This window comes from Kingella oralis (assembly GCF_014054985.1).
In the GTDB taxonomy this organism is placed as follows: domain Bacteria; phylum Pseudomonadota; class Gammaproteobacteria; order Burkholderiales; family Neisseriaceae; genus Kingella_B; species Kingella_B oralis.
On record NZ_CP059569.1, the window covers coordinates 2,140,743 to 2,159,173 of the forward strand.

General features: G+C 56.1%; 22 protein-coding genes and 1 tRNA gene. 10 read left to right on the top strand and 13 right to left on the bottom strand.

Annotation, left to right across the window (positions count from 1 at the left end; all coding sequences use genetic code 11):
* Window positions 1-87: 87 nt before the first annotated feature.
* From H3L93_RS11430 to H3L93_RS11440, 3 genes are all read right to left on the bottom strand, one after another.
* A complete protein-coding gene (locus H3L93_RS11430; RefSeq protein WP_003796038.1) occupies window positions 88-882 on the bottom strand; it encodes a phosphatidate cytidylyltransferase in 795 nt (264 codons plus the stop codon).
* A gap of 387 nt (window positions 883-1,269) precedes the next feature.
* A complete protein-coding gene (uppS, locus tag H3L93_RS11435; RefSeq protein ID WP_246313976.1) occupies window positions 1,270-2,040 on the bottom strand; it encodes a polyprenyl diphosphate synthase in 771 nt (256 codons plus the stop codon).
* A gap of 152 nt (window positions 2,041-2,192) precedes the next feature.
* Complete coding sequence (locus tag H3L93_RS11440) at window positions 2,193-3,005, bottom strand: Spy/CpxP family protein refolding chaperone (protein ID WP_040558562.1); 813 nt, start codon at window positions 3,003-3,005, stop codon at window positions 2,193-2,195.
* A gap of 136 nt (window positions 3,006-3,141) precedes the next feature.
* On the opposite strand from H3L93_RS11440, the gene aroQ reads away from it, so the two are divergent.
* Together aroQ and H3L93_RS11450 are read left to right on the top strand one after the other, a co-directional pair.
* Window positions 3,142-3,579 (top strand): type II 3-dehydroquinate dehydratase, encoded by a 438-nt coding sequence (gene aroQ / locus H3L93_RS11445; protein WP_003796027.1) that lies wholly within the window; start codon window positions 3,142-3,144, stop codon window positions 3,577-3,579.
* A gap of 87 nt (window positions 3,580-3,666) precedes the next feature.
* Complete coding sequence (locus tag H3L93_RS11450; RefSeq protein ID WP_003796023.1) at window positions 3,667-4,494, top strand: shikimate dehydrogenase family protein; 828 nt, start codon at window positions 3,667-3,669, stop codon at window positions 4,492-4,494.
* A 9-nt stretch (window positions 4,495-4,503) separates the two neighbouring features.
* Here H3L93_RS11450 and H3L93_RS11455 read toward each other — a convergent pair whose 3' ends face one another.
* Window positions 4,504-4,911: a hypothetical protein gene (locus tag H3L93_RS11455; protein ID WP_040558825.1), complete on the bottom strand. Its 408-nt coding sequence runs from the start codon at window positions 4,909-4,911 to the stop codon at window positions 4,504-4,506.
* Window positions 4,912-4,986: 75 nt separating this feature from the next.
* Between H3L93_RS11455 and H3L93_RS13225 the strand changes: the two genes are divergently transcribed.
* The gene (locus tag H3L93_RS13225; protein WP_003796019.1) at window positions 4,987-5,259 is read left to right on the top strand and encodes a hypothetical protein; all 273 of its coding nucleotides are present in this window, start codon (window positions 4,987-4,989) and stop codon (window positions 5,257-5,259) included.
* 147 nt (window positions 5,260-5,406) lie between these two features.
* Here the strand turns inward: H3L93_RS13225 and H3L93_RS11465 are convergent, their stop codons facing one another.
* A complete protein-coding gene (locus H3L93_RS11465; RefSeq protein ID WP_182077687.1) occupies window positions 5,407-5,601 on the bottom strand; it encodes a hypothetical protein in 195 nt (64 codons plus the stop codon).
* 147 nt (window positions 5,602-5,748) lie between these two features.
* Between H3L93_RS11465 and H3L93_RS11470 the strand changes: the two genes are divergently transcribed.
* The 6 genes from H3L93_RS11470 to H3L93_RS11500 all read left to right on the top strand — a co-directional run bounded on the left by H3L93_RS11470 (window position 5,749) and on the right by H3L93_RS11500 (window position 9,298).
* Window positions 5,749-7,101 carry an MFS transporter gene (locus tag H3L93_RS11470; protein ID WP_003796015.1) on the top strand — a complete coding sequence of 451 codons (1,353 nt, stop codon included), beginning with the start codon at window positions 5,749-5,751 and terminating at the stop codon, window positions 7,099-7,101.
* 144 nt (window positions 7,102-7,245) lie between these two features.
* On the top strand, window positions 7,246-7,656 hold the full coding sequence (locus tag H3L93_RS11475; protein WP_003796012.1) for a CopD family protein: 411 nt from the start codon (window positions 7,246-7,248) through the stop codon (window positions 7,654-7,656).
* A 61-nt stretch (window positions 7,657-7,717) separates the two neighbouring features.
* Entirely contained in the window at window positions 7,718-8,224 is a 507-nt protein-coding gene (locus tag H3L93_RS11480; protein WP_003796009.1) for a CYTH domain-containing protein, read from the top strand.
* 273 nt (window positions 8,225-8,497) lie between these two features.
* Window positions 8,498-8,734 carry a 50S ribosomal protein L28 gene (gene rpmB / locus H3L93_RS11490; protein WP_040558560.1) on the top strand — a complete coding sequence of 79 codons (237 nt, stop codon included), beginning with the start codon at window positions 8,498-8,500 and terminating at the stop codon, window positions 8,732-8,734.
* A gap of 14 nt (window positions 8,735-8,748) precedes the next feature.
* Entirely contained in the window at window positions 8,749-8,904 is a 156-nt protein-coding gene (rpmG, locus tag H3L93_RS11495) for a 50S ribosomal protein L33 (RefSeq protein WP_003684373.1), read from the top strand.
* Between the two features lie 106 nt (window positions 8,905-9,010).
* Entirely contained in the window at window positions 9,011-9,298 is a 288-nt protein-coding gene (locus tag H3L93_RS11500) for a GNAT family N-acetyltransferase (RefSeq protein WP_003796004.1), read from the top strand.
* A gap of 97 nt (window positions 9,299-9,395) precedes the next feature.
* Here the strand turns inward: H3L93_RS11500 and H3L93_RS11505 are convergent, their stop codons facing one another.
* Together H3L93_RS11505 and H3L93_RS11510 are read right to left on the bottom strand one after the other, a co-directional pair.
* Entirely contained in the window at window positions 9,396-9,695 is a 300-nt protein-coding gene (locus H3L93_RS11505) for a DUF2818 family protein (protein ID WP_003796002.1), read from the bottom strand.
* A gap of 82 nt (window positions 9,696-9,777) precedes the next feature.
* Window positions 9,778-11,358: an ABC transporter permease gene (locus tag H3L93_RS11510; protein ID WP_425484951.1), complete on the bottom strand. Its 1,581-nt coding sequence runs from the start codon at window positions 11,356-11,358 to the stop codon at window positions 9,778-9,780.
* A 39-nt stretch (window positions 11,359-11,397) separates the two neighbouring features.
* On the opposite strand from H3L93_RS11510, the gene H3L93_RS11515 reads away from it, so the two are divergent.
* Window positions 11,398-11,468: transfer RNA gene (locus H3L93_RS11515), tRNA-Gly, on the top strand.
* A 72-nt stretch (window positions 11,469-11,540) separates the two neighbouring features.
* Here the strand turns inward: H3L93_RS11515 and H3L93_RS11520 are convergent.
* The 6 genes from H3L93_RS11520 to H3L93_RS11545 all read right to left on the bottom strand — a co-directional run bounded on the left by H3L93_RS11520 (window position 11,541) and on the right by H3L93_RS11545 (window position 18,411).
* Complete coding sequence (locus H3L93_RS11520) at window positions 11,541-12,254, bottom strand: hypothetical protein (RefSeq protein ID WP_003796000.1); 714 nt, start codon at window positions 12,252-12,254, stop codon at window positions 11,541-11,543.
* Between the two features lie 30 nt (window positions 12,255-12,284).
* Entirely contained in the window at window positions 12,285-14,144 is a 1,860-nt protein-coding gene (ilvD, locus tag H3L93_RS11525) for a dihydroxy-acid dehydratase (RefSeq protein ID WP_003795998.1), read from the bottom strand.
* A 563-nt stretch (window positions 14,145-14,707) separates the two neighbouring features.
* On the bottom strand, window positions 14,708-16,048 hold the full coding sequence (argG, locus tag H3L93_RS11530; RefSeq protein WP_003795994.1) for an argininosuccinate synthase: 1,341 nt from the start codon (window positions 16,046-16,048) through the stop codon (window positions 14,708-14,710).
* A 127-nt stretch (window positions 16,049-16,175) separates the two neighbouring features.
* Window positions 16,176-16,763: a Holliday junction branch migration protein RuvA gene (gene ruvA / locus H3L93_RS11535; RefSeq protein ID WP_003795992.1), complete on the bottom strand. Its 588-nt coding sequence runs from the start codon at window positions 16,761-16,763 to the stop codon at window positions 16,176-16,178.
* Window positions 16,764-16,858: 95 nt separating this feature from the next.
* Window positions 16,859-17,962, bottom strand: a complete 1,104-nt coding sequence (dnaN, locus tag H3L93_RS11540) for a DNA polymerase III subunit beta (protein WP_003795990.1) — start codon at window positions 17,960-17,962, stop codon at window positions 16,859-16,861.
* Between the two features lie 107 nt (window positions 17,963-18,069).
* Window positions 18,070-18,411 carry a hypothetical protein gene (locus H3L93_RS11545; protein ID WP_003795988.1) on the bottom strand — a complete coding sequence of 114 codons (342 nt, stop codon included), beginning with the start codon at window positions 18,409-18,411 and terminating at the stop codon, window positions 18,070-18,072.
* Window positions 18,412-18,431 lie beyond the last annotated feature (20 nt).

Sequence of the window (18,431 nt, forward strand, 5' to 3'; positions counted from 1 at the left end):
GATGGTAACGATTAGGCAGCCTGAAACGTCTGTTGCTTCGTTTTCAGGCTGCCTTTGGGGGATAACAAGGCAGCCTGAAAATAGGTTTTACAGCATCGCTTGCACCGCTGCATACACACTTAACACGGCAATCATGCTGTCCACGCGGTCAAACACGCCGCCATGCCCAGGCAATAAATTGCTGCTGTCTTTGATACCCGCCGCGCGTTTGAGCCAGCTTTCCAGCAAATCGCCGCCGATGCTTACCAAGGTGAGGATAACGGCAACCAGCATGGTGGCAAACCAAGACGCTTCAAAGCCCAGCCAGCCTGCGCTGCGGGCAAACGTCATATAAATGCACACGGCAATCACGCCGCCTGCCGCGCCTTCCCAGCTTTTTTTCGGGCTTAACACGGGCGCGAGCTTGTGTTTGCCGATGGCGCGCCCCACAAAATAAGCGGCGGAATCCGCCAGCCACACCAGCACCATAATGGCGAGCAATTGCCCCGCCTCTTGCGGGCTCGGGCGCAGGGCAATCAGGGCAAACCAAAAAGGCAGCATCAGCAGCCAACCGATTGCCATGCCGCGCGCATCGGCTTGGATTTTCCATTTGCGGTTGAGCCACGCGGGCATCGCCAGCAGCCAAAAGGCGAACACAATCGCCCACACAAACGGCGGCAGCTGCCAGCCGCCTGCGTGCGCGGTGAGCATGAAAAACGCCGTGCCCGCCAAATAAGGCGTTTGCTGCGCGGGGCTAAATCCCGCCATTCGGCTGTATTCCCACAGCGCGAGCAGCACAATCAGCGCGGCAAACGCCGCCCAAAGGGTGTTGCCGGCGAAAAACAGCATGGCGAGCATCAGCGGAAGCAGGACAAGGGCGGTGAGAATGCGTTGTTTGAGCATAATGTTCTTTCTTGTTGGTGAGTGGTTTGCGGCAGCCTGAAAACGAGCGAAGCGAGTTTCTGCGAAGCTAAAACGGCTGGGATAAGGTGGCGATTATTTTACCTGTTTCGGGTTAGCATCGCAGCAAGCAAAGGCAGCCTGAAACGGACTAAATGCTTTTCAGGCTGCCTAATGATGCGGTTTTCAACTTTAAAACGCGAGCGCAACAATGGTGAGCGGTAAATCGGACATTTGCGCCCAAACTTTGCGAATAGGATTTGGTGGGCATAAAGATTCCAATCTACAAACTTGATGAACGTTTTTGGCAGACGAATACCCAAGGCAACGCAATCAACACAAAGGCAGCCTGAAAACCGTGTTTTGGCTTTTCAGGCTGCCTTTGCCGCGCTATTCGGGGCGCTGTTGCTCGCTGGGCAATTGCTCGGATGTGCGCCCGAAGCGGCGTTCGCGTTGGGTGAACGAGGCGAAGGCTTTTTGCATTTCGGCTTGGTTGAAGTCGGGCCACAGTACGGGTGTGAAATAAAATTCGGCGTATGCCATTTGCCAGAGCATAAAGTTGCTGATGCGGGTTTCGCCGCCTGTGCGGATAAAGAGGTCGGGCTCGGGGGCTTCGGCGAGCATCAGGCGGCTGGCGAGGTCGGCTTCGCTGATGTGGGTTTTGCCTTCGGCGATGAGTGCGTTGGCGGCTTGTAGGATGTCCCAGCGTCCGCCGTAGTCGGCGGCGATGGTGAGGGTGAGCCCTGTGTTGTTGGCGGTGAGGGCTTCGGCATCGATGATGCTTTGTTGGATTTCGGCGGAGAAGCGGCTGCGGTCGCCGATGACTTTGAGCCGCACGCCTTTTTCGTTCATTTGGATGACTTTCTTTTGCAGGGCAACGAGAAACAGCCCCATCAGAAACGAGACTTCGTCGGCGGGCCGCCGCCAGTTTTCGGTGGAAAAGGCGAAGACGGTGAGATAGCGCACGCCTGCGTCGTTGCAGATGTGGCAGATGTTTTCCAGCACGTCTAGCCCTTTTTTATGCCCCATGGCGCGGGGCAGGAAGCGTTTTTTTGCCCAGCGCCCGTTGCCGTCCATGATGATGGCGATGTGGCGGGGGGTTTGGCTGTGCTCGGGGATGGTTTGGGTGCTGCTAATGTGGCTCATGCTGATGTGGCTCATGGGGCTGCCTTGCGGGTGGGATGGGAATGGGGTGGATTATAGGGGATGGTTGTCAAGATTGTATGAAGATTGTGTGAAGGATTTGTGGGCGGGCATATAAATAGGCAGCCTGAAAAGCGGTTGAATGCGTTTTCAGGCTGCCTATATATGGTTTACTTGTTAGCGGTTGGGGCTTCCGGCGGCTGGCGGCGCGCCATGCGCTCGGCGAAGCGTTGGTGTTGCTGTTTTTGCAGCTCCGTGTATTTTTGCCGTTGCGCCGGAGTTAGCACTTGGAAGGCGGCGTGGCGGGCTTGGAGCATTTGCAATTCGCGTTCGGCGTGCTGGCGTTCCAGCTCGGCGCGTTCTTGTTGGCGCTCGGAGATGAGCTTGCGCGCGGCTTGTTCGTCAAAATTTTTGCTGTTCAGCAGTTGCTGCTCTTGGCTTTGGCGTTGCGCCATTTTTTGTTGGAACTCGGCGCGGCGGGCGGCGTGGTTTTCAGGCTGCTGTGGGCGGTATTGCGCCATGATGGCGCGGATTTTGCTTTTTTGTTCTTCGCTTAAATCCAGCTCGTTAAAGCCGCGTGGCAAGCCATCACGTTTGAATTGGTAGTCCATTTTGTCTTGATGGTGGCGGGGGCTTTTTTTGTAGCCATCGCGCACGGGGGGCGACATATCGTTGGCAGATTGCTGTTTAACCGCTTCACCAGCGGCAACGGCTACGCCTGCGCTTAACAAGAGGGCGGCGGTGGAGGCAAGTAGTGTGGAGCGTTTCATGATTTTTCCTTGTAATCGATGTTTGAACGGATACGGCAACTGCGAGCGGCGGATGATACGCGGCTGCGGTGTTAAGTTGGGTGGGTGGCGGGTTAAATTTGGCATAGGCAGCCTGAAAACGGGTTTGGGGCGTTTCAGGCTGCCTGATGGTTTTTTATTGCTTGCGTTGTTTTGTTTGCCGCTTTGCGCACTATAAAATCGCGCGTTTTCCATAAAAACTATTTTATTCTGCCAATTTTGCCGACATCGTTAGCGTTATCGTTTTGCCTGTGCGTTTTCAGGCTGCCTTGTGGGAAAGCGGGCGTGCAAACGGCTATAATCCACAACCATTTGAACGAAAGGAAAAAGCATGAATGTTTTGGTAATCAACGGCGTGAACCTAAACCTGCTGGGCACGCGCGAGCCGGATATTTACGGCGCGGAAACGCTGGCGGATGTATCGGCTGATTTGGACAAAACCGCCGCCGAGCTGGGCGTGAGCGTGCGCCATTTTCAAAGCAACCACGAGGGCACGATTGTGGATGTCATCCAAGCGGCGCGCGGCAACACCGACTGGATTATCATCAACGCGGGCGCGTTCACGCACACCAGCGTGGCGATTCGTGATGCGCTCGCAGGCGTGGGCATTCCATTTGTGGAAGTGCATATTTCCAATGTGCACGCGCGCGAGGCGTTCCGCCATCATTCGTATTTGTCGGACAAGGCGGTGGGCGTGATTGTGGGGCTGGGCACGTTCGGCTATCAGGCGGCGTTGCAGTTTGTGGCGCGTAAGGGGAAGGCAGCCTGAAAATGAGCTTGCGCCACAGCCATAAGGCAGCCTGAAAACCGTTTTCAGGCTGCCTCTGATGAATCCTCCATCCCCAAAGGAACTCCTATGATAAACGGCCTCACCCAAATCATCGCCCACATCGGCTACCCCACGCACACCTTCAAATCGCCGATGATTTACAACCCCTATTTCCAATCGCGCGGCATCAACGCGGTGGTGGTGCCGTTTGCCTGCCAAGCGGATAACTACCCCGATTTTCTGCGCGCCGTGTTCCGTAACGAAAACACGCTGGGTGCATTGATTACCATGCCGCACAAAGTAAGCACCATCGGCCTGCTCGACGAAATCTCGCCCACCGCGCAGATTGCGGGCGCGTGCAATGCCGTGCGCCGCAGCGCCGATGGCAGACTGCAAGGCGATATGTTTGACGGCGAAGGCTTTGTGCGCGGCATGGTGCGCAAGGGGTTTGCGCCGCAGGGCAAATCGGCTTTGCTGGCGGGCGCGGGCGGCGTGGGCAGCGCGATTGCGGCGAGCTTGGCGGCGGCTGGTGTGGCGCGTTTGGCGTTGTTTGACCCCAATGTCGCGCAGGCGGAAGCATTGGCAGCGCGGCTGCGCCGGCACTACCCCGATTTGGCGGTGGAAACAGGCAGCAACGACCCGCAAGGCTTTGATTTGGTTGCCAATGCCTCGCCGTTGGGGATGTATAACGGCGATGCGTTGCCGTTGGATGTGGCGCGGATTCGCCCCGATGCGTTTGTGGGCGAAGTGGTGTTGAGCCGCCCGATTACGCCGTTTTTGGCGGCGGCGCAGGCGCGGGGCTGCACCATTCAAGTGGCAACCGATATGCTGTTTGAGCAGATTCCCGCTTATTTGGAATATTTCGGCTTGGAGACGACCACGCCCGAAGTGTTGCGCCAAGTGGCGCAGTTGTAAGCCACACAGTTATCTTACTTCTTTACAATTTAATGCTTTCTTTAAATCTTTAAGATACAATCTCTGTTGCTTCCTTAAATATAACCCTACAAAAAGGTTAAATATGAATTTTTTAGATACAATATTTTCGGTAAAATCTAAAGTTGTTTTATCTCCATGCGGATAAAATTTTCCTATCCAAGTTCCTTTGATGTTTTCATTTTCTATTTCGAATGCCCAGCTTTGATATTTAATACATTCTGTAACCTTAAAATAAGTTTCAATTCCATATTTAGAAACTTCTACAAACGTATTATCATTTATAATTCTTATATTTGTTAAGTCACTTCTCCAAACAAAATCATTTAAATTAGTGAGCTTATTCCACACTTTTTCTATTGGACACAAAAGAGTAATCTTTATATTAGCAATTGCCATACTAGTAACCTCCCTATAAAATTCCATTTTATTTATTATACCAAATATACTCATACCACATAAGGAACGCAGACAATGGAACATTCCACGCCAGACTACATCGCCGCATGGCGCAGTTGCATTCAGGGCGAGAATAAATCGTGGGTGCTGTTTGAACAGGGCACTTGCGTGATACTGATGCAGCCTGAAACCGATTTGGCAGCGCAAGCGGTGGCGTTGCTGCGCGAATTTGGCGCGGTGCAAGTGGGCACACCATCGGCAGATTTTAATGTGGATTACGCTGTCGGACGGCTCGGGCTGGGTGGTTACGGGGCATCATCCCGATATTTTGAATTTTGTGTTTGCTGACGAGGGCGATGATGACAATCATGTGCCGATTGGTTTGCTGGGACGTTCGCTGCGGGCAATGGATGCGGAATATTTGCGCGTGGTGCATATTGAAGATAAGCGCAGGCGGTAGTTATTGCGGTGATTGTTTTCAGGCTGCCTTTACCTTTATCGTTGCCACAGAGGCAGCCTGAAACCGGGTTTACAAACATCCACGAAGCGAAAACAAGAGCAAGCGGCTGTTTTCGCTTCGCTCGTTTTTTGCCTTTTCCAAGCAAAGACCTCTGCAAAATCTACAACCGATGAAGCATCGGCGGCTCGCCCGACATCTTTCCAACCAACAAAACCGTGTTGAATATCCATTTGGCGACGAGCCGTCGCCGCTCCATTTTAAATTTCAGGCTGCCAAATAACCTCAAATCCTATCGCATAGACCAAAACAATCTTACCTGCTTGCCAAAATTTGATACATTTCCCCACTTTACAAACACTAACAAAAACAGGTTTCCCATGCCCCAACCGCAAGAAATCAACATCCGCCAGCTGCTAGACCGCAGCCCCATCAGCTTCTACCAAAAGCTCATCATCGCGCTTTGTTTTTTTATCGTGGTGGCAGACGGCTTTGACGTTGCCATCATGGGCTTTGTCGCCCCCTATATCAAAGCCGATTGGCAGCTCACCAACAACGCGCTCGCCCCCGTGCTCAGCGCAGCGTTGGCGGGCTTGGCGGTGGGCGCGATGATTACCGGCCCGCTCGCCGACAAATTCGGGCGGCGCAAAGTGCTGCTGGGCAACGTGTTGTGCTTCGGCTGCGCCACGCTGCTGGTTGCCCACGCCGGCGACATCTGGCAACTGGTGGTGTTCCGCTTTATCGCAGGCTGCGCCATGGGCGGCATCATGCCCAACGCCGCCACGCTGGTAACCGAGTTTTCCCCCGCCCGCAAACGCGCGTTTTTGATTACCATCGTGTTCGCAGGGTTCACCGTGGGCGCAGCGGGTGGCGGCTTCTTGGCGGCATGGCTCATCCCGCATTACGGCTGGCACAGCGTGTTTTATGTGGGCGGTATCACCCCGCTGGTTTTAAGCGTGATTATGTTTTTCAGGCTGCCTGAAAGCATCGGCTTTCTGATTCACAAACGCGGCGACCAAGCGCAAATCCGCGCCCTAGTAGAACGCTGCGTGCCCAACAGCACCACCGAACACAGCGTGTTTGTGCTGCCCCACCACACTCTCCCCAGCGAAGCCGAAGCCGCCGCGAGCAACGAATCGCCCGTGCAAACCGTGCTCAATGCGCACTACCGCGCCGGCAGCCTTTTGCTGTGGCTCGCCTATTTTTCGCACCTGTTTTTGGTGTACCTGCTCGGCAGCTGGATGCCCACCATGATTAAAGAAAGCGGCATGAGCGCCGAACAGGCCAGCATCGTTTCCGCCATGTTCCAGCTGGGCGGGCCGCTCGGCTCGGTTGCCGTGGGCTGGCTGATGGACCGGTTCAACGCGGGCAAAACCGTGGCGCTGTGGTATGCATCGGGCGCGCTGGTGCTGGTGGGGTTGAGCGGCGTGCTGGGCAGCTACGCGCTGATGTGCCTGCTCGCCTTCCTGCTGGGCGTGTCGCTCAACGGCGGCGGCACGGGCATGAACGCGCTGTCCAGCATGTTCTTCCCGCTCAAAGCCCGCGCCACGGGCAACGGCTGGATGCACGGCATCGGACGCATCGGCGCGTTTGCCTCCGCCTTTGCGGGCGCATGGTTTTTAAACTGGGGCTGGGATTTCAAAACCGTCGCCACCGTGCTTACCATCCCCGCTCTGCTGGTGGGCATCGCGTTGTGGAGCAAAGAATGGATTTATCACAAGCCCGCCAAATAAGCCCCGTTTAGCCACACCAAAGGCAGCCTGAAACGCGCATTACCCGGTTTCAGGCTGCCTGATTGTATTGCCCCGCAAAGCCGATATTCGCCCCCGCCCAATCTGCTATACTCAGCCGTTTTTCCAATCCAAGGCAGCCTGAAAATGTATCTTTGGCTCAAATTCTTCCACATCTTCTTCATCATCGCATGGTTCGCAGGGCTGTTTTACCTGCCCCGCATCTACGTCAATCTCGCCCTCGCCCAAACCCCCGAAGAATACAGCCGCCTGCTGATTATGGCGCAAAAACTGTATAAATTCATGACCCCGTGGGGCATCGGCGCACTCATCTTCGGCACGCTCATGCTCGCCCAACTCCCCGCCGCAGGCTGGACGCACGGCAAGCTCACCATCGGCATCCTGCTCGCTGCCTACCACATCGCCTGCCGCCAACTGCTTATCGCCTTTGAACAGCAGCGCAACCGCCACAGCCACAAATGGTACCGCGTCTTCAACGAAATCCCCGTGTTCGCCCTGCTCGCCGCGCTCTACCTCGTCCTGTTCAAACCCTTCTGACCCCAAAGGCAGCCTGAAACCCGTTTTCAGGCTGCCGAACCCTATTCCAAGGCAAACCCAAATGACCACCCCCAACCTAGAAATCGAACGCCGCTTCCTGCTCGCCAACAACACATGGCGACAACACGCCTCCGCCCCGCAACGCCTCCACCAAGGCTATCTCACCGTTGCCAAAGAATGCAGCATCCGCGTGCGCATCATCGGCGATAACGCATGGCTCACCATCAAAGGCTACATCAGCGACACCACCCGCAGCGAATACGAATACCCCATTCCCCTTGCCGAAGCCCAACAAATGCTCACCACCCTCTGCCCCTTCAAAGTAGAAAAAAACCGCTACATCATTGAACACCAAGGACATCGCTTTGAAATAGACGAATTTCTCGGCGGCAACGCCCCGCTCATCCTCGCCGAACTAGAACTCTCCAGCGAAACTGCCGCCTACCCCCGCCCCAACTGGCTTGGCAAAGAAATCACCAGCGACGGCCGCTACACCAACGCCTACCTCAGCACCCACCCCTATCCCACATGGCAAACCACGCCATATAGTTGTTCCACACAGCCTTAGACAAGGCGGCGAGCCGCAGATAGTACAAGTAGTACAGCAAGGCGAGCCAACGCAGTATAAGGCTGTGTGGGACGACTATAAATCCTTTGCAATACAACAACAAACCCAGTATAATCGCCCGTTTTTCAGGCAAATCTTATTTGCTACGCGCAATAATTAAACGGGCAATCCACACACAAAATGTAGATAACCCACTGTAAAGATTGCCCAAATTAGCGGTTTAACCCATAAACCAATTTCACCATTTTTAAAATCACAGTTTGGAGACCCATCATGGCAAAAGTTTGCAAAGTAACGGGCAAACGTCCAATGTCTGGCAACAACGTATCACACGCCAACAACAAAACCAAACGTCGTTTTTTGCCTAACTTGCAATCACGTCGTTTTTGGGTAGAGAGCGAAAACCGTTGGATTCGCATCCGAGTAACCAACGCAGCATTGCGCACCATTGACAAAAACGGCATCGACGCTGTTTTGGCTGATTTGCGCGCACGCGGCGAAGCCATCTAAATAAGGAATGAATCATGCGCGATAAAATCAAACTAGAATCTTCTGCTGGTACAGGTCATTTCTACACCACTACCAAAAACAAACGTACCATGCCCGGCAAATTGGAAATCAAAAAATTTGACCCCGTTGCCCGCAAACACGTTATTTACAAAGAAACCAAATTGAAATAAGGGTTTCGTAAAATCTCTGCAATCTCGGTTGTAGAGATTTTTTTATTGCCATCATCCACATAAGGCAGCCTGAAAACGAACGCAGCACGTTTTGGAGAACAGAACCATGTCCCGCACCATTATCCACAACCCCGCCACCTGCCGTTTTGAATACAGCGAAAACGGCGAAACATCTTACGTTGCCTATCGCCCGCTGGATAACGGTGTTTGGCTGTTGGAACACACCGAAGCCCAGCCCACGCCGCACGGTCGTGCCATTGCCGCCGATTTGGTACATGCCGCTTTAAGCGAAGCGCAACGGCAAGGCGTGAAAGTGCGCACCGAATGCTCGTTTACCATTCACTATTTGGCGCGGCATCCCGAGTTTGCCGATTTGGAAGAGATTACCTTGTAAACAGCACTAAGGCAGCCTGAAAACATTTTTAGATGCTGTTTTAGCTCCGCTGAAACTCGCTTCGCTCGTTTTCAGGCTGCCTTTGCATAAAACCGCCCTATTCCCGATTGCGCCCCTGCCAAAAATACCGCCACACAAACGCGGGAAACGCCGCCACCAAATACAAGCACACCACGGTGGCGTAAAACTCCCAATCCTGCCGATGCACGCTGCCCGAGCGGCTTTCCAGTACATACGCGATGGCGGCGATGATGATAAAGCCCAACGCAAGCTCGGCGAGGTGATGCAGAATGGTTTTGCGTTTAAGCGGGATGATGCCCAAGCCGCGCTGGGTGAGAAAAGGGAAATTGGCGATAAGCAGCGTGAGCAGCAGCAGGGTGTACATGGGGGCGGTCATGGTGGGCTTTCTATAAATGATTTTCAGGCTGCCTAATGGGCACAGCCGTGTTTGGGTTGGCAAAATGGCGGCAAAACCGCCGCTATGATTTTTCAGGCTGCCTATCGCTCGCGTCCAGCAGCATAAATACCAGCAAGCTCAACCCCAGCAGCACCGCCGTCAGCACCAACGCTTTATCGTGGTTTGCCGCGCCCACCTTGCTCAAATAGCGGTAAATCAGCGTGGTCAGCGTGGTCCATTCGGGGCGCGACAGAAACAGCGTAGCGGCAAATTCGCCGATGCAAGTGGCGGCAGCAAGCGTTAGGCCACGGCGCAGGGCGGGCAGCAGCAGGGGCAGCGTAACCGCATAGGCAGCCTGAAAACGGCTGGCGCCTGCCACCCGCGCGGCGGCGGTATAGTTGGCGGGCAGCGCGTCCCAAGCGGATAAAATATCTTTGGTAACAAAGGGATAAGCCAGCAAGGCATACAGCGCAATCAGCATCGGCAAGCTCGCCGACCAAGCGGGATACAGCAGCAACACGCCAAACGACAAGCACACGGGCGACACCATAAACGGCAAAAATGTCAGCGCACGAATCGCCGCCCATTGCCGCGCCGCAGCGGCGTGCAACGCGCCCAACACCGCCGCGCCCAACACCGCGCCGCCTGAAAACCGCGCCGTGTTCCACAACGCCGCCAGCGTGTCGCCATCCCACAACACGCGCCACGCCGCGCCCGCTTGGGCAGCCTGAAACGCAATCGCCAGCAGGGGCAGCGCGCAGCACGCGGCCAGCGTAAACAAGGCAAGCGCCAGCAGGGCGCGCTCCGCCCGCGTTTTCGGTTTTTCAGGCTGCCGGGCGCGCACCTCGGCGGCATCCGCGCGGCGGCTAATCCATGCATACAACAGCCCCGCCAGCGCGGTTACGCCCAGCACCAGCCACACCAGCACCGCCGCGTGCGCCATGTCCAATTCATACGCAATCAGTTGATACACTTCCACTTCCACCGTGGCAAACCGCTGCCCGCCCAACAGCAACGCCAGCCCAAAGCCCGAAAAGCAATACAAAAACACCAAACACGCGCCGCCCGCCAGCCATGCTTTGAGCACAGGGAATTCCACGCGCCAAAAGCGTTGCCAAGCGTTCGCGCCCAGCGTTTGCGCCGCCGCCAAACGGTTGGCGGGCACAGATGCCAAGCCCTGATACGCCGCGCGAATCATCACAGGCAAATTAAAAAACACATTGCCATACAACAGCAACGCCGCCGTGTCCGCCCAACCGCGCCACAACGCACCGCGCTCACCAAACAACGCCAACACGCCCATGCCCGCCACCAGCGTGGGCAAAATAAACGGCAGCATCAGCAGCCGCAACACCAAAGCGCGCCCCGCAAACTGCAAGCGCGCCAACGCCCAAGCAATCGGCACGCCGAGCAAACCGGTCAGCAACACGGTGGCGGCAGCCTGAAACACCGTCCAGATGATGCGCCGCTGGTAATACGCATCGCCCAGCATCTCGCCCCACAACGGTGCAGCGTCTTGATAGCCCAACATCGCCGCCAACGGCGCAACCACCAGCACGCCGAGAAAGGCAAGAATGGGCAGGGCAAGCAAAAAAGAGAAGGCAAAGCGGCGCATGATGGGGCGGGCGGAAAAAGAAATGACGAATTGTAGCCTAATTCCCATTTTCAGGCTGCCTAAAACACCGTATAATGCGCGGCTTTCGCGGGTGTCGTCTAATGGTAAGACATTAGCTTCCCAAGCTACTGACGTGGGTTCGATTCCCATCACCCGCTTTGTTTGCATATAAAGGCAGCCTGAAAATGGAAAAATCCGTTTTCAGGCTGCCTTTTTTCATCGCACTCAATCTACTGCCAACACAAATCCTCAGCCCATTCATGCACATCGCGCTGGTGCCAATATTGCCCGTTGTCGCGAAACGTGGTGCAAGCGGTGTGCAATTCACCGAAGAAATCGTGCAGATGCAGGCGCTGATGTTTGGCAACGCGTGTATCAATCTGCGCCTGCCGCTCTTTGTTAAACGGCTTGCCCATCAATGCTTGCAGCTCGGCAGGATACGGCTTGCCCAAGCCGCTGTGCCACACCGCGCCCTGCACCATGCCCAGCCAATCGCGTTGATACGGCACATTGACCGCACGCGGCACATCGGGCAGCGCGTCCAGTTTTTCCAGCCAAAATTCATCACGCGCGATGATGTCGGGCAGATTCAGCTTCTGCGCCCATTGCAAATGCGCCAGCGTTGCGCTGCGTGCTTCATGCCGCCATTGCTGATACGCCGCCAAAATGCGCTGCTGCAAACTGCGATAATCGCGCTCCATTTGCTGCCATGCCGACTCGCGGTTGCGCGGCGGCGCGGGACGGCGGTCGCCGATGTTGTCGCAGGGGCGGCGGCATTGCGGGCAGAGCACGGCGGGTTGGTTGATGCCGCCGTATTTGCTGCGCGTGGTTTTGACACGGCAGGCAAAGCAAACAAAGGCAACGTTGACGGGCGGGAAGCGGTAGCGGTGAATGGCCATGGGTTCTCCATTGCAATAGGCAGCCTGAAAACGGATATTCTCCATTTTCAGGCTGCCTTTCCTTGTTCACGCCAATCAGCGTTCCACTTGGCTCACATCGCGCACCGCGCCTTTGTCGGCAGAGGTCGCCATCGCGGCATAGGCGCGTAGTGCGGCGGAAACGTATCGCTCGCGGCTTTCGGGCTTCCATGCGCGGCTGCCGCGTGCTTCCATTTCGGCGCGGCGGCGGGCGAGTTCTTCGTCGGACACGGCAAGGTGGATGCGGCGGTTGGGGATGTCGATTTCAATGGTGTCGCCCTCGTGCACCAAGCCGATGGCGCCGCCTTCTGCGGCTTCGGGCGAGGCGTGCCCGATGCTCAAACCCGATGTGCCACCCGAGAAACGCCCGTCGGTGAGCAAGGCGCAGGCTTTGCCCAAGCCTTTGGATTTTAGGTAGCTGGTGGGGTACAGCATTTCTTGCATCCCCGGCCCGCCTTTGGGGCCTTCGTAGCGGATGATAACGATGTCGCCCGCCACGATTTGGTTGCCCAAAATGCCTGCCACGGCATCTTCTTGGCTTTCAAACACGCGGGCGCGCCCGGTGAACTGCCAGATGCTTTCGTCCACGCCGGCGGTTTTCACCACACAGCCGCGCTCGGCGATGTTGCCAAACAAGACTGCCAAGCCGCCGTCTTGCGAATAAGCGTGCGCCACGTCGCGGATACAGCCGTTTGCGCGGTCTAAATCCAGCGTTTTCCATTGGCGGTTTTGCGAGAAGGCTTGGGTGCTGCGCACGCCGCCCGGCGCGGCTTTGAAGCGTTCAATCGCTTCGGTGTTGGCGGGGTTGGCAATGTCCCATTTGGCGATGGCTTCTTTCAGGCTGCCTGAATGGATGGTGAGCGCGTCGGTGTGCAATTTGCCTGCTTTGTCTAGCTCTTTCAGGATGCCGATGATGCCGCCTGCGCGGTGCACGTCTTCCATGTAGTAATCGTGGTTGTTGGGCGCGGTTTTGCACAGGCAGGGCACGATGCGGCTCAGGCGGTCAATATCCGCCATTTTGAAATCCACGCCTGCTTCTTGGGCAACGGCGAGCAAGTGCAAAATGGTGTTGGTGCTGCCGCCCATGGCGATGTCCATGGTCATGGCGTTTTCAAACGCGGCTTTGGTGGCGATGCTGCGCGGCAGCACGGAATAATCATTTTGCTCGTAGTGCCGTTTGGTGATTTCTACGATGAGCCGCCCTGCTTCTAGGAACAATTCTTTGCGCCCTGCGTGGGTGGCAACCAGTGAGCCGTTACCCGGAAGCGACAAGCCGAGCGCTTCGGTTAAACAGTTCATGGAGTTGGCGGTAAACATCCCCGAACACGAGCCGCAAGTGGGGCAGGCGTTTTGTTCAATTTCGGCGATGGCGGCATCGGAAACGTTGTCGTCCGCCGCGTCAATCATCGCGTCCACCAAGTCCAAGCGGCGGCTGTCGGCAATGTTAATCGCGCCGACTACTTTGCCCGCTTCCATCGGCCCGCCCGATACAAAGATGGTGGGGATGTTCAGGCGCATCGCCGCCATCAGCATCCCTGGGGTGATTTTGTCGCAGTTGGAAATGCACACCAGCGCATCGGCGCAATGGGCGTTTACCATATATTCCACGCTGTCGGCGATTAAATCGCGGCTGGGCAGCGAATACAGCATCCCGCTGTGTCCCATGGCAATGCCGTCGTCCACGGCGATGGTGTTAAATTCTTTGGCGATCGCGCCTGCTTTTTCTATTTCGCGGGCAACGAGCTGCCCCATGTTGTGCAGGTGCACATGGCCGGGCACGAACTGGGTGAACGAGTTGGCGATGGCGATGATGGGCTTGCCAAAGTCGCTGTCGGCAACGCCTGTGGCGCGCCAAAGGGCGCGCGCGCCTGCCATGTTGCGTCCGTGGGTGGAGGTTTTGGAGCGGTAGTCGGGCATGGTTGTGTTCCTTTGTTTGTGTGGTTTGGTTGAGGTGTGTTTTTCAGGCTGCCTGAAAAAGGAAAGGGCGGATTTTACGCTGAAATGGGCTTTCAGGCTGCCTTATTGTGTGAGGCAGCCTGAAAATAAAGGTTTTCCCATTTTCAGGCTGCCTCGGCATCAGTATTCCGTTAACGGCAATCTACGCCATCGCGCGCACGCCGTTGGGGCTGACTTCAAACAGGGTAAACGTGAGCGGTTTTTCGCCGTCGCTTTCGTGTTCCGCAATCATGTCGCGGTAGGCTTGCAGCTAGCCGCCCGCGCATTGGGGAAACACCAGCATGGCATCGCGGTGGGGGATGGAAGCGTAAACGGTATCCGTGCCGAAATGGCGCGGCAACGGCTCGTTGCCCAATGGTGTGTTTAACACGGCTGGATTGGTTGGGAAATGTCGGCGGGCTGCCGACGCTCCATCGGATGCGGGTTCTACACAGGTTTCAGGCTGCCTTGGGGCGGCTGCGGATGTTTTTCAGGCTGCCACAACGATGGGGGAAAGGCAGCCTGAAACCGGAAGCCGAACCGCTTTATTTGCTGTCCAGCTTGGGCACGTTTGTCCCGTCGCCCAGCTGCACCAAGCCTGTTTGCGCGTAAACCCGCAGTTTGGCACGGGTGTCGGAAATATCCAGATTGCGCATGGTCAGCTGCCCGATGCGGTCGGCGGGGGTGAAGGCGGCGTTTTCCACTTTTTCCATGCTCAGCCGCTCGGGGTGGTAGGTCAGGTTCGGGCTTTCGGTGTCCAAAATGGAATAGTCGTTGCCGCGGCGCAGTTGCAGCGTTACTTCGCCGGTAACGGCTTTGGCCACCCAGTGTTGGGCGGCTTCGCGCAGCATCAGGGCTTGGCTGTCAAACCAGCGCCCTTGATACAGCAATCTGCCCAAGCGCAGGCCGTTGATGCGGTATTGCTCGATGGTGTCTTCGTTGTGGATGCCGGTTACCAAGCGCTCGTAGGCGATGTGGAGCAGTGCCATGGCGGGAGCTTCGTAGATGCCGCGCGATTTGGCTTCGATGATGCGGTTTTCAATTTGGTCGCTCATGCCCAAGCCGTGCCGCCCACCGATGCGGTTGGCTTCCAAAATAAGCTCTACGGGGTTGTCAAAGGTTTTGCCGTTCAGCGCAACGGGCACGCCCTCTTCAAAGCGCACGGACACGGTTTCGGCTTGGATTTCAACGTTTTCGTCCCAAAACGCCACGCCCATAATCGGTTGCACGATGTTGATGCCGCAATTTAAAAATTCCAAATCTTTGGCTTCGTGCGTGGCACCGAGCATATTGGAATCGGTGGAATAGGCTTTTTCCACCGACATTTTGTAGTCAAACCCGTTGGCAATCAGGTATTTGGACATTTCTTCGCGCCCGCCCAATTCGTTGATGAACTGTTGGTCCAGCCACGGTTTGTAGATTTTGAGCGCGGGGTTGGTCAACAAGCCATAGCGGTAGAAGCGTTCGATGTCGTTGCCTTTATAGGTGCTGCCGTCGCCCCAGATGTTTACGTCGTCTTGTTTCATGGCGGCGACCAGCGCGGTGCCCGTTACGGCGCGCCCGAGCGGGGTGGTGTTGAAATAAGGCATGCCGCCGGTGGAAACATGGAACGCGCCGCATTGGATGGCAGCGATGCCCTCGCAGGCAAGCTGTCTGCGGCAGTCAATCAGGCGGGCGTTTTCCGCGCCGTATTCCATGGCTTTTTGCGGGATGGCGGAATAGTCGTCTTCGTCGGGTTGCCCGAGGTTGGCGGTGTAGGCATAGGGGTTGCCGCCTTTCAGTTTTATCCACAACAGCGCGGCGGAAGTGTCCAGCCCGCCCGAAAAGGCGATGCCGATTTTTTGTCCGATGGGAAGGGATTGGAGAATAGCAGGGGTTTGGCTCATTTTGATTCCTTTGAAGTGATAGGGTGTGGGATTATGCGTTACAGGGCAGCCTGAAATTAATTGGCCGGTTGGTTTTCAGGCTGCCTATGGGTTTGCCCGCCAGCCAGCCTGAGTTGGAAGCCTAACATCATTTCATCAGGTTTTTCAACGCCAATCGCACGCCTTCGCCCACATCCGTATCGGCGGGGATGCCTTTGGTGGCGGCGCGGGCTTCGCGTTCGTTGTAGCCCAGCGCCAGCAGGGTGCTGATGATGTCTTCGCTGGCATCGGGCGTGACGGCGGGGGCGAATAAGCCTGTTGCCTCGCCGCTGGTGGGGGCGAGTTTGCCGCGCAGCTCCAAAATCATGCGCTCGGCGGTTTTCTTGCCGATTCCGGGAGCGGCGGATAGGCGTTTGATGTCTTCTTGCGCGATGGCGGCGGCGAGTTCATCGGCACTAAATGCGGACAGGATGCCCAGCGCGGTTTTCGCGCCGATGCCGCTCACTTTCACCAGCTGGCGGAAGGTGGCGCGCTCGGCTTTGCCGGCGAAGCCGAACAGTAAATGGGCATCTTCGCGCACGATGAGCTGGGTGTAGATGTGGAGGCTGTCGCCGATGTTGGGCAGTTGGTAAAAGGTTTGCATGGAGACTTCCAGCTCGTAGCCGATGCCGTTTACATCGATGGTGATTTGCGGCGGGTGTTTTTCGGCGAGTTTGCCGGTTAGATGGGTAATCATGGTGGGGCTTTCGGGAAGGGTTGGCAGGCGGTGTAATATTTTCAGGCTGCCTTATCTGTGCACGATAGAGGCAGCCTGAAAACGGGTTAGCGTAATTAAATCCGCATCGGCATCACGATGTATTTGAACTCGGCGTTGTTGGGCAGCGTAATCAGCGTGGAGCGGTTGGCATCGCCAAATGCGATTTGGATGTCATCGCTGTTTGCGCTGCGCAGCACGTCCATCAGGAATTGGATGTTGAAGCCGACTTCCAGGCTTTCGCCCGCGTAGGCGATTTCCAGCTCTTCGCTGGCTTCTTCCTGCTCGCTGTTGCTGCATGTGATTTTCAGGCTGCCCGGGGCCAGTTGCAGGCGCACGCCGCGGAATTTTTCGTTGGCGAGAATGGCGGAGCGTTCCAGCGCACCCAGCAGCGTGGCGCGGTTGATGACGAAGATTTTGTCGTTGTCCAGCGGGATGACACGGTTGTAGTCGGGGAATTTGCCGTCGATGACTTTGCTCACGATGGTGGTGTCGCCGCATTGGAAGCGCACTTGGTTGTCCAGCAGCTCAATTTGGATGGCTTCTTTGGGCTGGTTGAGCAGTTTCACCAATTCCAGCACGGTTTTGCGCGGCAAAATCACATCTTGTTTTGCCAACTCGGCTTCGATGGTGGTGCTGGCGTAGGCAAGGCGGTGTCCGTCGGTGGCGACCAGGCGCAGTTGGTTGCCTTCCACTTGCAGCAGCAAGCCGTTGAGATAATAGCGAATATCTTGCACCGCCATGCTGTATTGCACTTGGTTAATCATGTGTTTCAGCGTTTCTTGCGGCAGGGAAAATTGGGTGTGGGTGGTTTCGCTGATGTTCATGGTGGGGAAATCGGCGGGCGGCAGGGTTTGCAGGTTGAAGCGCGATTTGCCGGCTTTGAGCGTGAGCTTGTGTTCGTCCAAATCCAGTTGCACGGTGGCGTTTTCGGGCAAGGCGCGCAGGATGTCTTGCAGTTTTTTGGCGTTGGTGGTGAGCTGGAAATCGCCTTGTTCGCTGTCTGCGCCTTGGGTGTGGATTTGGATTTCCAAGTCGGTGGCGAGGATGTGCACTTTGCCGCCTTTGCTTTCCAGCAGCACGTTCGCCAAAATGGGCAGGGTGTGCTTGCGCTCCACGATGCCGGTGGCGGTTTGCAGAGGTTTGAGCAGCGCGTCGCGCTCAGTTTGCAGGATTAACATGATGGGGTTCCTTTGTGTTTGGGATGTTGAAAAGGGGTGTGGTTTCGCAGCCAGCGCATGATGCGTTTGGGCTTTGCTGAAACGCGCGTTGCTTGTTTTCAGGCTGCCTATTCGGGCGGCGGCTGTTTGTCCGCCAGGCTTTGCAGCCATGTAAACAGGGCGGTGTAAATCAGCGGGCTTATCAGCAGGGTGTTGATGCTGTGTTCGCGCAGCATGTAGTTTGCACCGAAGATGCCGATGAACGTACCCAGCGCGTAGAGCGGCAGCCTGAATTTGCCTGCGTTGCGGGTGTTGATGTCCCACATGGTCCAAAAGGGGAGCACGAGCAGGCAAATCACGCCGAAGCTGTACCATTCTTCGTGGGTGATTTTGTCGTCTAGCGCGGAAAAAATCAGCATGATGATGGCGATGATGATGAGCGGTTTGAGTTTTTGGCGGTAGTTTTGCATGGGGGTAATTCGCGTTGGCT